General features: G+C 64.9%; 15 protein-coding genes. 4 read left to right on the top strand and 11 right to left on the bottom strand.

The features are described 5' to 3' along the window. Nucleotides 1-157 precede the first annotated feature (157 nt). Complete coding sequence (locus AC1DJB_RS08975) at nt 158-1,357, top strand: MFS transporter (RefSeq protein WP_441438072.1); 1,200 nt, start codon at nt 158-160, stop codon at nt 1,355-1,357. On the opposite strand, the gene AC1DJB_RS08980 is transcribed toward AC1DJB_RS08975, so the two are convergent. The 3 genes from AC1DJB_RS08980 to trxB form a co-directional block, all read right to left on the bottom strand. Then, nucleotides 1,347-2,594 (bottom strand): APC family permease, encoded by a 1,248-nt coding sequence (locus AC1DJB_RS08980; protein WP_476910148.1) that lies wholly within the window; start codon nt 2,592-2,594, stop codon nt 1,347-1,349. The two genes, AC1DJB_RS08975 and AC1DJB_RS08980, sit on opposite strands and share 11 nt — an antisense overlap. A 4-nt stretch (nt 2,595-2,598) precedes the next feature. Further along, nucleotides 2,599-3,849, bottom strand: coding sequence for an Nramp family divalent metal transporter (locus AC1DJB_RS08985; RefSeq protein ID WP_059389316.1), 1,251 nt, complete (start codon nt 3,847-3,849; stop codon nt 2,599-2,601). A gap of 172 nt (nt 3,850-4,021) precedes the next feature. Then, nucleotides 4,022-4,999 carry a thioredoxin-disulfide reductase gene (gene trxB / locus AC1DJB_RS08990; RefSeq protein ID WP_306959540.1) on the bottom strand — a complete coding sequence of 326 codons (978 nt, stop codon included), beginning with the start codon at nt 4,997-4,999 and terminating at the stop codon, nt 4,022-4,024. A 66-nt stretch (nt 5,000-5,065) separates the two neighbouring features. On the opposite strand from trxB, the gene AC1DJB_RS08995 reads away from it, so the two are divergent. Then, nucleotides 5,066-5,584, top strand: a complete 519-nt coding sequence (locus tag AC1DJB_RS08995; protein ID WP_476910149.1) for an N-acetyltransferase family protein — start codon at nt 5,066-5,068, stop codon at nt 5,582-5,584. Between the two features lie 31 nt (nt 5,585-5,615). Here the strand turns inward: AC1DJB_RS08995 and AC1DJB_RS09000 are convergent, their stop codons facing one another. Further along, entirely contained in the window at nt 5,616-6,308 is a 693-nt protein-coding gene (locus tag AC1DJB_RS09000; protein WP_476910150.1) for an NUDIX domain-containing protein, read from the bottom strand. 46 nt (nt 6,309-6,354) lie between these two features. On the opposite strand from AC1DJB_RS09000, the gene AC1DJB_RS09005 reads away from it, so the two are divergent. Continuing rightward, nucleotides 6,355-7,113: a DeoR/GlpR family DNA-binding transcription regulator gene (locus tag AC1DJB_RS09005; protein ID WP_059389314.1), complete on the top strand. Its 759-nt coding sequence runs from the start codon at nt 6,355-6,357 to the stop codon at nt 7,111-7,113. Between the two features lie 12 nt (nt 7,114-7,125). Here AC1DJB_RS09005 and AC1DJB_RS09010 read toward each other — a convergent pair whose 3' ends face one another. From AC1DJB_RS09010 to AC1DJB_RS09020, 3 genes are all read right to left on the bottom strand, one after another. Next, nucleotides 7,126-7,722, bottom strand: coding sequence for a TMEM175 family protein (locus tag AC1DJB_RS09010; protein ID WP_332602098.1), 597 nt, complete (start codon nt 7,720-7,722; stop codon nt 7,126-7,128). A gap of 73 nt (nt 7,723-7,795) precedes the next feature. Further along, on the bottom strand, nt 7,796-8,839 hold the full coding sequence (locus tag AC1DJB_RS09015) for an NAD(P)-dependent alcohol dehydrogenase (RefSeq protein ID WP_476910151.1): 1,044 nt from the start codon (nt 8,837-8,839) through the stop codon (nt 7,796-7,798). A 125-nt stretch (nt 8,840-8,964) separates the two neighbouring features. Beyond that, nucleotides 8,965-10,527: a CehA/McbA family metallohydrolase gene (locus AC1DJB_RS09020; RefSeq protein ID WP_476910152.1), complete on the bottom strand. Its 1,563-nt coding sequence runs from the start codon at nt 10,525-10,527 to the stop codon at nt 8,965-8,967. 232 nt (nt 10,528-10,759) lie between these two features. Between AC1DJB_RS09020 and AC1DJB_RS09025 the strand changes: the two genes are divergently transcribed. After that, complete coding sequence (locus AC1DJB_RS09025) at nt 10,760-11,002, top strand: hypothetical protein (protein ID WP_306959553.1); 243 nt, start codon at nt 10,760-10,762, stop codon at nt 11,000-11,002. Nucleotides 11,003-11,092: 90 nt separating this feature from the next. Here AC1DJB_RS09025 and AC1DJB_RS09030 read toward each other — a convergent pair whose 3' ends face one another. The 4 genes from AC1DJB_RS09030 to AC1DJB_RS09045 all read right to left on the bottom strand — a co-directional run bounded on the left by AC1DJB_RS09030 (nt 11,093) and on the right by AC1DJB_RS09045 (nt 13,586). Continuing rightward, nucleotides 11,093-11,704, bottom strand: a complete 612-nt coding sequence (locus AC1DJB_RS09030) for a DUF305 domain-containing protein (RefSeq protein WP_441437857.1) — start codon at nt 11,702-11,704, stop codon at nt 11,093-11,095. Between the two features lie 426 nt (nt 11,705-12,130). Then, the gene (locus AC1DJB_RS09035; protein WP_476910153.1) at nt 12,131-12,271 is read right to left on the bottom strand and encodes a hypothetical protein; all 141 of its coding nucleotides are present in this window, start codon (nt 12,269-12,271) and stop codon (nt 12,131-12,133) included. A 94-nt stretch (nt 12,272-12,365) separates the two neighbouring features. Further along, nucleotides 12,366-13,193 carry a slipin family protein gene (locus AC1DJB_RS09040; RefSeq protein WP_059389307.1) on the bottom strand — a complete coding sequence of 276 codons (828 nt, stop codon included), beginning with the start codon at nt 13,191-13,193 and terminating at the stop codon, nt 12,366-12,368. A 207-nt stretch (nt 13,194-13,400) separates the two neighbouring features. Further along, on the bottom strand, nt 13,401-13,586 hold the full coding sequence (locus tag AC1DJB_RS09045; protein ID WP_059389306.1) for a hypothetical protein: 186 nt from the start codon (nt 13,584-13,586) through the stop codon (nt 13,401-13,403). Nucleotides 13,587-13,597: the final 11 nt, after the last annotated feature.

Raw genomic sequence — 13,597 nt, forward strand, 5'->3', positions numbered from 1 at the left:
TTTTGTCAGAGCCCCGCCGCCGGCCGGATCCTCTCGGGCCCGCGGCCAAAATCCGTCTTGACCAGCCGGAAGACCTGCCGATACAGGTACCGGCAGGGCCTCCCTCACGGCCGGGAAGGCTTCTAGGGTTGAGGGCGTGGATAACCCGAATGGAAGCATGAAGCGATTGCTCGTCCCGTCTGCGGCGCTGTTGTGGGGGTTCCAGTTCGCGTTTCTCAACCCCGCGCTGGCACTCCTGCTGGTGGCGCTCTTCAACGCCACCCCGGCCGAGGTGGGGTGGGTCCTCGCGGTCTACAATGCCAGCGGCTTCGTCGCTTCCCTTCTTGTGCCGGCGTATGCCGACCGTGCAAACGACTACTTGCGCCCCATGCTGGCCTGTGGCGTCCTGACCCTGGCGCTGTCCACCCTCCTGGCCATGAGCACTTCGCTGCCGCTCGCCGTCGTGGGCTTGATAGTCCTTGGCGGCCCGGCAGGGGTCGGAAGCTCGCTCTTGTTCGCCCACCTCAGGCACTCAGGCGCCGGAATGAGCGACGTGATGAACACCCGCGCGATTGTCTCTTTCGCCTGGGTCGCGGGACCGCCCCTCGCGACATTCATCATGGGCGCGCTGGGCAATCGGGCCATCCTGCTCGCGCTTGGTGTGGTGGCCGTCCTCAACGTCACCACGACTGCTGCCATGATTTCCCGACGGCGCGCTGCCTCCGACGAGAATCGTCCCAAGGCCCATGCCGAAGAGGATGGGCACCCGTTCTCGAAATTCGGGGTCGCTGCCGTCGTCTTCGCCTTTGTCGCCTTGCAGGCCACCAACAGCGCCGCTGTGTCCATCATGAGCCTGTTCGTGACCCAAGGGCTCGGTGTGGATGTCATCTGGGCGGGCATCGCGCTTGGCGTGTCGGCCGCGCTTGAGATACCTGCGCTCTTCCTGATCGGGCGGCTGGCGCGCCGCTACTCCAGCCGGGCGCTCATCGCCTCCGGATGCGTGGCCGGGATCGCCTACTACGCGGGCATGGCCTTTGTCTCCAACCCCGCCACCCTGATTGCGCTCCAGGTCCTGAATGCCTGGTTCTTCGGGATTGTGGCGGGCGTGGGGTTGACGTTGTTCCAGCGGCTGATTCCCCGTCCCGGCCTGGCTTCCGGGCTCTACACCAACACGCGGCGCGTCGGCGCTATCGTCTCGGGCCCCATCATCGCCTTGGGATCGACGACGGCGCTCGGCTACCAGGGCATCTTCGCGGCTTGCGCCGCACTCACGGTCTTGGCGCTGGTAGTCATTGTCCTGGCCGGGCGGCCGTCGCGGCGAACGCTGCCGAAGGAACTTCCTGCTGGCCCTGCGCCAACCCATGACGCTATCGCTTGAGCCTCGCGACGCGCAGGAGGATGCCTGCCGCGAACATGAGGACGCCCACGGCCGCCGATAGCGGCGGGAGCGTGCTCACGAGGACCACACAGGCCAGGGCTCCGAACACCTGGAGCGCTTTGGGGTATCGGCGGTCTTCGGCCGGTTGGGTATACGCCGCAATATTGGCGACCAGGTAGTAGATGAGGACGCCGAACGAGGAGAAACCGATCGCGCCGCGCAAGTCGGCGAACGCGACGATCACGCAGATCACGACGGCGAGAGTGACCTCGGCCCGGTGCGGGACACGGTACCGGGGGTGGACGGCGGCGAGCCAGTGCGGCAGGTCGTGGTGCCTGGCCATTGCCAGGGTGGTCCGGCCCAAGCCCGCGATGAGGGCCAACAGTGCACCGAGGGAGGCGACGGCGGCTCCCGCGCGGACCGCCGGGACGGCCCAGGCTAAGGTCCCGGCTCCGACCGCGGCAGCGAGCGGCGTCGGGGTGGCAGCCACACCGTCCGGGCCGAGCGCGGCAAGGAGAGTCACGGCGATGATGGCGTAAATGACGACGGCGATGCCCAAGGCGATCCCGATGGCACGCGGAATCGCCCGGCGGGGGTCCCGGACTTCCTCTCCCATCGTGGCGATCCTCGCGTAGCCTGCGAAGGCGAAGAACAGCAACCCTGCGGATTGGAGGATCCCGTACCAGCCGTGCGCAAGCAGTCCGTCCCCGGGGATGTTGGCCGGAGACGGGGCAGAGCCGCCCCAACACGCTGCCACCCCGACGGCGAGGGCCGCCAGCACTGCGAGAACCAGAATGCGGGTCAGGCCAGCCGTGCGGGTCACCCCGTGATAGTTCACCGCGGCGAGGACGACGACGGCGGCGATGGCCACGGGACGTTCCCACCCGGGAGGGGCTGCGTAGGCGGCGAATGTCATGGCCATGGCCGCCGCGCTGGCGGTCTTGCCGATGACGAATCCCCAACCGGCCAGGTATCCGGCCCAGGGTCCCAGCCGTTCACGGCCGTAAATGTAGCTTCCGCCCGACGTCGGGTACGCGGCGGCGAGCTGGGCGGAGGACGTCGCGTTGCAGAATGCCACAGTCGACGCGATGACGAGCCCGATCAGCAACCCTGATCCTGCGGCGGAAGCGGCAGGAGTGAAGGCGGCGAACACGCCGGCGCCGATCATCGAGCCCAATCCGATCACGACCGCGTCGAAGGTACCCAGCCGACGGGCCAGGCCCTGGGGGTTGCTCATGGGCCTAGGACTTCCCCGTGACTGTCAGGACGATGAGGACGCAGTTGAGTCCCACGATCAGTGCAGCGCTGGTCCACCCGGCAATCCTCAATGGCGTGGAATCCGTGTGGATGCCCATGACCTCGCGCTTGCCGGTGAGCCGGATCAGCGGAATCAAGGCGAAAGGAATGCCGAAGCTCAGCAGGACTTGGCTGAGCACGAGTGCCAGCGTGGGTTCGATGCCCGCGCCGAGAATGACCAGCGCCGGGACCAGCGTAACCACCCGGCGGAGCAGTAGGGGTATTCGGATCTTAAGGAGCCCGCCCATGACCGTTGCTCCGGCGTAGCATCCGACGGACGTTGAAGCGAGGCCTGAGGCAAGCAAACCGATACCGAAAGCCACGCCGATGATCGGACCAAGGGCAGATGTCACAGCTGCATGGGCACCGGCGATCGTGTCGGTTCCTTCGACTCCCCGCAGGCTGGACGCGGCCAAAAGGAGCATGGCGATGTTCACGACCCCGGCAAGCACCAAAGCCCCCACGACGTCCACGCGTGTGATCTTGATGAGCCTCGTCCGTTCAGCGGGGTCCTCCGAGAAACCATGCCGGTCGCGGGCCAGGGCTGAATGCAGGTAGATCGCATGCGGCATGACCGTGGCGCCGAGCATGCTCGCGGCAAGAAGGACAGTGTCCGTGCCCTCGAATCGCGGCACCAGACCCGCCAATACGCCACCGGTCTCCGGGGGATTGACGAAGAGACCCGACACGAAACCAACGGCGATGACGGCCAAGAGCATCATGATGGCGTATTCAAAGGACTTCTGGCCCCGTGACGACTGGAGCGCCAGGAGCAACATGGAAGCCACTCCGATGATGATGCCGCCCATGAGAAGTGGCAGTCCGAAGAGGAGGTTGAGGGCCACGGCTCCGCCGATGACTTCGGCCATGTCGGTAGCCCCGGCCACGACCTCCGCCTGGACCCAGAACAGTCTGCGACGGTGGGTTCCCAAGCGTTTGCCCAGGAGCTCAGGAAGGCTGTGCCCGGTGGCCAAACCAAGTTTCGCCGATTGGTACTGCACCAGGACCGCCATGATGTTCGCCGCTACCAGGACCCACACGAGGAGGTAGCCGTAATTCGCTCCCGCGGTGAGGTTTGCCGCGACGTTGCCCGGATCGACATAGGCGATCGCAGCCACGAAAGCCGGCCCCAACAGGAGCAGCCGGGACTTCCACCGGGGTTTGCTCGCCGGTCGCTCAACAATCGTGGCAGCCATGGTTTCCTCAACAGCGGGGATACGGACATGATGAGGATACCGTTAAGTTAGGCATACCGAAAAGTAGCTTTTAGGTGCAGCTTGATAAGCTCGCGCTTTGCCCAACTAACTAGCAGTAAGTGTCGCTTTGAGCCCTCAAAACGACACTTACTGCTAGTTAGTTGGGTGCGGCTCAGGCGTGGGTGGGTTCTTCCACCAATGCCGTGGCGATGCTGTCCGCGTCATCGAGTGCGGCGAGGTACCGTTCGGCATCCAGGGCCGCGGCGCAACCCGTGCCGGCGGCCGTAATGGCCTGGCGGTAGCGATGGTCCACGGCGTCGCCGCAAGCGAAGACTCCGGAGAGGTTGGTAACAGTGGTGGGGGAATCCACCTTGATGTAGCCCTCGGCGTCGAGTTCCACCTGTCCTGCGACAAGGTCCGTTCGCGGGACATGTCCAATGGCCACGAATATGCCCGTAGCCGCATGTTCACGCGATTCACCGGATCGTGTGTCGGCCAGGGTAACCCCGGTAACCTTGGCGTCGCCGTGGATCGCCGTGATCGCCGAGTTCCATGCGAAGCGGATTTTCGGATTGTCCTTGGCCCGTTGGGCCATGATCCGGGAGGCCCTTAGCTCTTCCCTACGGACGACGACGGTCACGGTCTTCGCGAACCGGGTCAGGAACATCGCCTCTTCCATGGCGGAGTCGCCGCCCCCCACCACGATGATTTCCTGTTCGCGGAAGAAGAAGCCATCGCATGTGGCGCACCATGAAACGCCGTGTCCGCTCAGCCTCTTCTCTTCGGGCAAGCCGAGTTCTTTGTAGGCGGAACCGGTCGCTAGGATTACGGCCGGTGCCTCGTGGGTGTCGCCGGAGCCGGTGACCGCGCGCTTGAGGTGCCCGGCCAGCTGGACTTGAGTGACGTCGTCGAACACTATCTTCGCGCCGAAGCGCCCGGCTTGTTCCTGCAGGCCATCCATGAGCTCGGGTCCCTGGATTCCGGCGGGGAATCCGGGGAAGTTTTCCACCTCCGTGGTGTTCATCAGCGCGCCGCCGGCGGTGACTGATCCAGCAAGGACGAGGGGGCTCAGGCCCGCCCGGGCGGCATAGATTGCCGCGGTGTAACCGGCGGGGCCGGATCCAATGATGATCAGTTGTTCTTTGCTCATGGGACAAGTGCAACAAGGTCGGGGGATTCAATCAAGGGCTCGTCAATCCATGTGCATAATGGGTGAATGTTCAGCGAAGCCGGAGCCGTCCTGATCCGGCCCATGAATCCCGGGGATTGGCCCTCGGTCCGTGCGATTTTCACGGAGGGTATCGAGACCGGGCAGGCAACCTTTGAAGCGGCAGCCCCGGACTGGGAGCAGTTCAACGCGGGCCGCCTTCCCGATCACCGATTCGTCGCTGTTGCATCCGGCCTCGTGGTGGGGTGGACTGCTGTTTCCCCTGTGTCTGCGCGCCCGGCATATGCCGGTGTCGTCGAACATTCCGTCTATGTCGCCGGTTCTGCTCGCGGACGGGGTGTTGGAGGCCTGCTGTTGAAAACGCTGGCTGCGTCGACCGAAGAGCACGGCATCTGGACCATCCAGTCGAGCATTTTCCCCGAGAACCAGGCCAGCATCCGCCTTCACGAGGCCAACGGATTCACCATTGTTGGCCGTCGCGAACGCATCGCATGCATGAGCACAGGGCCCCTTGCCGGCCAATGGCGCGACACGCTCCTGCTTGAGCGGCGCTCACGCCGGGTCTGAGCAGCGCGGCCTGAGGGGGGCCGAGGGTGGCTTATGGCACTTGGCAGAGGTGGTTGAGGGCCGCCCACTGGAGGAGCATGATCGTCTTTCCGTCCACGATCCGGCCGTCGTTGATCATGGCGAGAGCGTCGGCGAAGGCAATCTCGATGGTTTCGATGTCCTCGCCCTCCGCGGCTACTCCGCCGCCGGGGCCTGTCTGGTCCGCCGGGGTGTAGGGCGCGACGTAGAAGTGCAGCCGTTCGGTGACAGATCCGGGGCTCATGTATGCGTCGAAGACGTGCCGCAGCGTTCCGACGTCGACGCCGAGTTCCTCGCTTGCCTCGCGCCGGATGGCCGTTTCGGGATCGTCGTCGTCCAGCAATCCGGCGGCAGCCTCGATCAGCATGCCGTCCGGATGATCGTTGACATAGGCCGGGAAGCGGAACTGCCGGGTGAGGAGAACCGTGCCCCGGCCGGCGTCGTACAACAGAATCGTCGCGCCGTTCCCTCGATCGTAACTTTCGCGTTGCTCGGTGACCCATCGGCCGTCCCTGCGGCGGTAGTCGAAGGTGGTGCGACGCAGCACGTGCCAACCGTCGGAAGTCACTTCGACGTCGCGCACCACCACGGCGGGATTGCGGTCGAGGCCCCGGCCGGCCTGGTCGAGGCCGGTGCGGCCGCGGTGGTCGGGGACATCAATTCCAGGACGCAACGTCGTGGGAGGGGCATCGATTCTCGGAGTCATCCCGCTAGAATAGTGCATGATCGTGCAACATCAGGAAGGAACGCGCATGCTTGCTGCCGAACGGCACCAATTTCTCCTCTCGCGGCTTGCGGCCGATGGCAAGGTGATCGCCAAAGACATCGCCCGTGAACTCGGCCTGTCCGAAGACAGCGTGCGCCGCGATCTGCGCGAGCTTGCCGCGGCCGGGCTCTGCCAGCGTGTATACGGCGGTGCGCTGCCGGCTTCTCCTGCGATCGCCGACTATGCCACCCGCGCTACGGTAGAGCCGGAGAGCAAGGGGCGCATTGCTGCCTGCGCCGCTTCGATGATCCAGCCGGGTTCCGCCGTGATCCTCGACGGCGGCACCAGCACCCTCGCGGTGGTCCACGCGCTGCCGGCGGAGCTCGACTGCACTGTGATTACCCACAGTCCGACCATCGCCTCGGCGCTTGTCGAGCATCCCCTCATCGAGGTGTTCCTCCTCGGGGGCCGCTTGTTCAAACACTCTGCCGTGACCTGCGGGGCTGCGGCGGTCGAGGCCACCCAGGCCGTTTCCGCCGAGTTGTTCTTCCTCGGTGTCACCGGAATCCACCCCGTCCACGGACTCACCACCGCCGACGCCGACGAAGCCGCCATGAAGCGTGCTCTCGCCGCCCGTGCGGCAGATACGTACGTCCTCGCGAGCGCCGAGAAGATCGGGGCCGTTTCGCGCTACTCGGTGTTGCCTTTCGCCAGCGTCGCCGGCCTTATTACCGATGCGCCAGCGAACGATCCCACCATGGGGGAGCTCTCGCGCCTTGGCATCGCCCTTGTGGGCGCTGGATAACCGGGCTTGCCCCTACCCGGACCGATCCTCGTGTGCACGGGTGACGAAGTGTTCAACGCGCCGGTCCGGAACCAGCCAGATCATGGCCACGACGGTGTACGCGGCGACGGCGAGCAAAGGATGGAGGAAGCAGAGGCCAAGGCCGGCCACATAGATGAGCGGCGACGTCTTCCCCTTCCAGTCCCGGCCGATCGCCTGGGCCAGCGCACCCTGCCGGCCCTGGCGCCGGATCAACGACTGCTGCAGGACGTAGTAGGCAACGGCGGCGCAAAGCAGGTTGAAGCCGTAAGCCAGCACCGGGACCTCGGCGAAGCCCGACTCATCCATCCAACGTGTGCTGAACGGGAAGAGGGATATCCAGAACAGCAAGTGCAGGTTCGCCCAGAGAATTCGGCCGTTGACCCGATCCGCCAGATGGATCATGTGGTGGTGGTTGTTCCAGTAGATCCCCACGTAGACGAAACTAAGCAAATAGCTGAGGAATGTGGGAAAGACGCTCAGCAAGGCATGCCATGTCGGTTCCGCGGGCACCCGCAGCTCAAGCACCATGATGGTGATGACGATCGCGAGGACGCCGTCGCTGAATGCCTCAAGCCGGTTCTTGTTCATCGCATTGCCTTCATGGGGACATCATCGTTGCTGCGGACTCCCGCGGCCAAGAGATTACGCCCGCCCTTCCCGCCTAGCCCAGCGTGGAGGCATCAATGACGAAGCGGTACCGTACATCGGAGGCGAGGACCCGCTCGTAAGCGTCGTTGATCTTCTCGGCCGGGATGACTTCGATCTCGGCCCCCAGCCCGTGTTCGGCGCAGAACTCGAGCATTTCCTGGGTCTCCCGGATGCCCCCGATCGCCGATCCGGCGAACGAACGCCGGCCCCCGATGAGTGCGAAGGCGTTGACCGGCAGCGGTTCCGCCGGTGCGCCCACGTTCACCAGCGCGCCGTCGAGCGCCAGCAACTGAAGGTAGGAGCTGATGTCGATCGGGGCGCTGACGGTGTTGATGATCAGGTCGAAGGTCCGCGCGAGCTTTTCGAAGGTGGCCGGCTCGCTCGTGGCGAAGTACTGGTCCGCGCCCAAACGCAGGCCGTCTTCCATCTTCTTGAGCGACTGGGACAGCACCGTCACCTCGGCGCCCATGGCGTGCGCGAGCTTGACGGCCATGTGGCCCAGCCCGCCGAGTCCGACCACGCCGACCTTCTTGCCCGGTCCGGCACCCCAATGCCGGAGAGGCGAATAGGTGGTGATGCCTGCGCACAGCAGGGGAGCGGCGGCGTCGAGCGCTATCCCTTCGGGGATCCGCACCACGAAGTCCTCGGTCACGACGACGTGGGTTGAGTAGCCGCCTTGGGTGATGGTGCCGTCGCGGTCAACGGCGCCGTAGGTCCCGGTCATGCCTTTCAGGCAGTATTGCTCCTCGCCCTTGCGGCAGTTCTCGCATTCGCGGCAGGAGTTGACCATGCAGCCGACGCCGACGCGGTCGCCGACCTTGTGGCGGGTCACGTCGGAGCCGATTTCGGTGACGATTCCGGCGATTTCGTGGCCGGGGGCGAGCGGGTAGGACTGCGGTCCCCAGTCGCCGCGGACTGTGTGGATGTCTGAATGGCAGATGCCCGCGTACTTGATCTCGATGAGCACGTCGTGGGCGCCGACGTCGCGGCGCTCAATGGTGGTCGGTGCGAGGGCTTCGCTTGCGGACGGGGCTGCGTAAGCATTGACGGTCAGCATTATTCTCCTGTTGGTGGACGGAGGATTGGCACTATCCATCCAACAGGAGAATTCCGACGTGAGGGAGTCCCTGCTGGTAGGGGTACTGGCAGGGACTCCCTCAACGGAATGGGATCCGTTGCGGACTAGCTGGCGCCGAGGAAGATCGGGTTCGTCAGCGCTGCCATGGGACCGAGCGGGGTGACTGTTCCCATCTCCGTGCCGCTGCCGGATGTTCCGTCGATCTTCGGATGCCGGACCTCAACGCGCACGTAAGCCGCGAGCTGCGGGGTGGTGACCCAGGTGCTCGTTCCCTGGCCCGACGCGGGAAGGGTGACCTGCTGGGTCTGTCCTTCATCCGTGATGAAGCGTACGACGCCGTTCGGCACGCCGGCGATTTTCGCCGTCACCGTGACGGGGGCACCTGCCGCGACGTTGAGCCGCTCGCCCACGGTCGCGCTCTTGCCGCCGGACGTGACCTGGAAGTCCACCGAGACGTCAGCCGACTCGGCGATCCAGTTCCGGCCATTGCGGATGCCGTCCAGCAGGGCTTCGCGGGACAACGCTGCGGCGTTGACCACGTTGTGCGGGAAGCCAATGACCTGCGGGACGCTGTGGGCGTCGCTGTTGCCCATCGCCGGGAGCCACCGGCCACCGGTACGGACGGAGTGCGCGAGCATCGAATCCCAGGTGTTGACGGAGGACTCGTCGTCCAGGGTCCACGGGCCCGTCCATACCTCAACCGCATCGGCGTCGTCATAGCCGAACTTCCAGCGGCAGGCGACATACGGGCAGTACGGGTGAGCCGGAACAACAATTCCGCCCGAGGCGTGGATCCGCTGGGCTTCCTGCTCGAACCCCTTGTCGCGGGCACGGTAGCGCCAGTCGATCCATTCGCCCGGCTCCAGGCCGAGCGCGAGGTAGTGGCCGTTGCGCGTGGTGACTTCCTCGCCCGTGAGGATGAGCAGGTCGTTGCCGGCAAGCGGCCCCCAGCCGCCGTGCGATGCCGGCGTGTTGTGGTCCGTCGAGATCATGAAGTCGAGGCGCGCGGCGCGGGCGCCGGCTGCGACGTCCTCGGGCGTGCGCTTTCCGTCCGAGTAGACGGTGTGCAGGTGGGCGTCCCCGCGGTACCAGCCTGCGCCGCGGCCGGCAACCTGCTGCGGCGGATACTGGGGCTTGAAAGGGGCGACGTCGGGTCCGTACTCAAGCGTGACGTTCACCGTGTAGTCAAGGCCCTGCTCGGCCACCTGGTACGGGCCAAGAACGACGTTCCACGTGCCCTTCCCAATCGGCCCCGGCAGGTAACCCGGCGTCGTGTCGCCGGCGCTGATGCTGAATTCGGTGCGGAAACCACCGGACCAGCCGCGGAATCCCTTCCCGGCGAGGTCGGTACCCTTCTCATCGAAGATTCCGATGTCGCAGGCGTTCGTGAGAAGTCCGGAGGCCACCTGGGGCTTGCTGTAGGTGTACGAAACGCTGATCTTGTTGACGCCGGCCGGGACCTCGATCGGCAAATAGACGAAGTCCGCTGCTCCCGGATCCAGATGGCCGGTGATCGTCTTGCTCTTGCTGGTTCCGGTAGCGGCTGCCGCGAACGAAACCGGGGCCAGGGTCAGAGCCGCGCCGGTCAGTGCGGCGGCCAGGAAGCCGCGCCGGGTAGAGGAAAAGGAGACATTGTCGCCCGAATGGGCTTTGCATGGTGAAGTCACTCACTCGATGTTGCACACCGTTACTGAACAGTAGGCAACGGAACCAAGAACGCAGCATGAAGGCGGGAGCGTCAGCAAGCGGAGTCCATTCAGTGGACCCGTCGTCAATTGGCCCTTGCCACGAGCCATGCCCGGCCTTACTGTTCTTGGCATGCACCAAGGGCTGGGGCGACGGCGCAACCATTCCCATGTACCGAACAGGACGGTGTTTTAGATGTGCGATATTCCGGGTTTGATCAGTCGCCTTGAAGCCCAAGACCTCGCTCGATTGCGCGAGGCAGGCAAAGAAAAGCCCCTGGAACCGGGGATGATCGCCGCTATTGATGCCGCGGCCGGCGGGCCGGGCGAGGGCCGCGGGTACTACGTGGTCAGCGGTTCCCTGTATCCGATCGAAGCCAGGGACTACCACCTCAGGGAAGATGTGGCGGAGGCGCTGTTCGCGGCGGAAGGAACCTCCGTCAGCGTCACGGCCTAGCCCCGGGGACGCCGTAACCCAAGCCGCAGGCACCGGCCCACACTGGAAAAAACAGGTGGGCCGGCGGTGTGGTCTGGAGGGTGCTTGTGACTACAGCGCGCCCAACAGCTCCTGCATTTCCTTGATCTCGGCCTCCTGCGCCGTCACGATGTCCTTGCCGAGTTTGAGGGCATCGGCGTTCTTACCGTCGGTGCCTTCCTTCTGCGCCATGGCCACGGCCCCTTGGTGGTGGGCGATCATGTGGGTCAGGAACAGCCTGGCTGCATCCCGGCCTTGGGCGGCCTCGAGTTTCGTCATGTCCTCGTTGTCCACCATTCCGTTCATGGTGTGGCCGCCCGACATCCCCGCGGGCTCGTTCCAGTCCTTGAGCCAGCCGGTCATCTTCTCGATCTCCGGGCCTTGGGCTGCCTTGATCCTGCCGGCGAGCGCAGTCACTTGGGCAGGGATGCCGTTCTTGGCGAGTATGACGTCGCTCATCTGGACGGCCTGGGCATGGTGGGGGATCATCATCCGGGCAAACTCGGCATCCGCCGCGTTATGGTCTCCCGCGATCGCCGCGGCCGGGGATGCGGCCGAACCAGACGAAGAGGCGCTTCCGTGGTCCATTCCCGGCATGCTGCTGCCGCCGGTTCCGGCCGAGCAGCCGGCGAGCGCGATTGCTGTGGCCACGGTAAAGGTGGCGAGGGTCAGGTTTTTTCTCATGGTTTTGGGGTCCTTCAATCAATCAGCCTGCAGAAGCGCGGCTGCGTGGGACACGCACAGCAAGCCCACTGTGTGGGGTGGCGCGTCAGGGTGGAGTCTTGTGCAGCGGGCCGGCAGCCCGGTGCGGCGGTGGATTTTACGTGCGGCTGATGCAGAGATCGCCCGGGGAAGGACTACCCGGGCGATGCGAATATCCGGAGACCAGGGTACCGGCCTCTGACGTGCCCGCATTGGCGTAGGGCGGGACACCTGGTAGGGGTGCTGTCAGGGTGTTATGGCCCGGAGCGGGGACGCAGACGGCGTGCAGGGCCGACATCGTGGTGCACGTGCCCGGGCTTGGACACGACTGCGCCGGAGATGAATCCGCGTGCTGAACTATGTGCGACGGGCCGATGACAGTGGCGGGGCCCACGACGGCGGACTGGCTCATAGCGGGGTGGCGTGCATGCTGTGCCCACCCGCCATGACATGCATCCCGACGATTCCGCCGATGATCGCGAGCAGTCCTGCCAACAGGCCCGTGCGGAGGAGGAAGGCGGTGGCGCGGCCCCGTGAGGGGTCGGTCATGGTCTTCCTCCTTCCGTAGCTTGGTGCGCCCGGTTCGCGGGCTTTACGACGGCTTCAACGAGTATAGGCGCCGTTCAGTTTCATTCTGCCGCACTCACCCTGCCATCGTCCGTCCTGTCATGGTCCTTGGTGGTTGCGCGGCTTTCGCGGCGGCGGCTTCGCGGGCCAGGAATGCTCCGAGTTCGCCGATGGTGCTCATCAAGGGAGCCGGGAAGACGACCGTGGTGTTCTTGTCCACGCCGATCTCCACCATGGACTGCAGGTTGCGCAACTGCAGGGCCAGTGGATGGGCCATCATGGTGTCAGAGGCCATGCCCAGCGCGGCAGCGGCCAGGGACTCGCCTTCGGCGGCGATGATCTTGGCGCGCTTTTCACGCTCGGCCTCGGCCTGGCGGGCCATGGCGCGCTTCATGCTGTCCGGCAGTTGGATGTCCTTGAGTTCCACGAGGGTCACTTCGACGCCCCATTCCAAGGTGAGTCCGTCCAGGATCTGGCGGATGTTGGCATTGATGACGTCCGTTTCTGCGAGCGTTTCGTCGAGGGTGTGCTGACCCACCACCTTGCGCAGCGTGGTTTGTGCGATCTGGTCGATCGCGGCGTAGACGTTTTCGATGGCCAGGACGGACTTGATGGCGTCCACCACCCGGAAATACGCGACGGCGGAAATGTCCAGGCTGACGTTGTCCCGGGTGATGATGCCCTGGGACTGGATCGGCATGGTGACGATCCGCAGGGAGACCTTCCTCAGGCGGTCGACGAACGGGATGATGATCACAAGGCCCGGGGTCCGGAGGCCCTGGATCCTCCCAAGCCTCAACAGGACACCGCGCTCATACTGCGTGACAATGTGGACGGCCATCGCAAACCAGATGACCAGCAGGACAATCAAGACAATCAGCCAGGTGATGGCGTCCGCTGTCATGGCCGCACACCGGCTTCGTCGCTAAGTGCTAATGCGTTCATGGCGGAGATCCTTCGGTGGCAGTGGAGGGAAAAGGGAGCCCACTTTCCGCAGCGAGGCAGGCGAACCCGCTTACGTTGTATCTCCAGTAAATACCTTGGAATCGCCGAGTTGTAGGGCCACAAATGAAAGGAACGCCCTCTGGGACGTTCCTCTCAATTTCGTGGCTTAGACCCTTTCGCGGGTCCGGTCGATAACCGGCTCCGGATCGTTCCTGAACTCACGGTAGCGGCGTGGGAAGGCCCAGAACATGAAGTCCTTCGCGTCGACCTTGGGCTCAGGGCGTTCCTCGGGTTCCTGTGAGGCATCTTTCCTGGTGTCCCGCCGGAAATCCTTGTTGTAGCCGTAGCACATCACAGACCTCC

The organism is Arthrobacter sp. 01T428 (genome assembly GCF_056398685.1).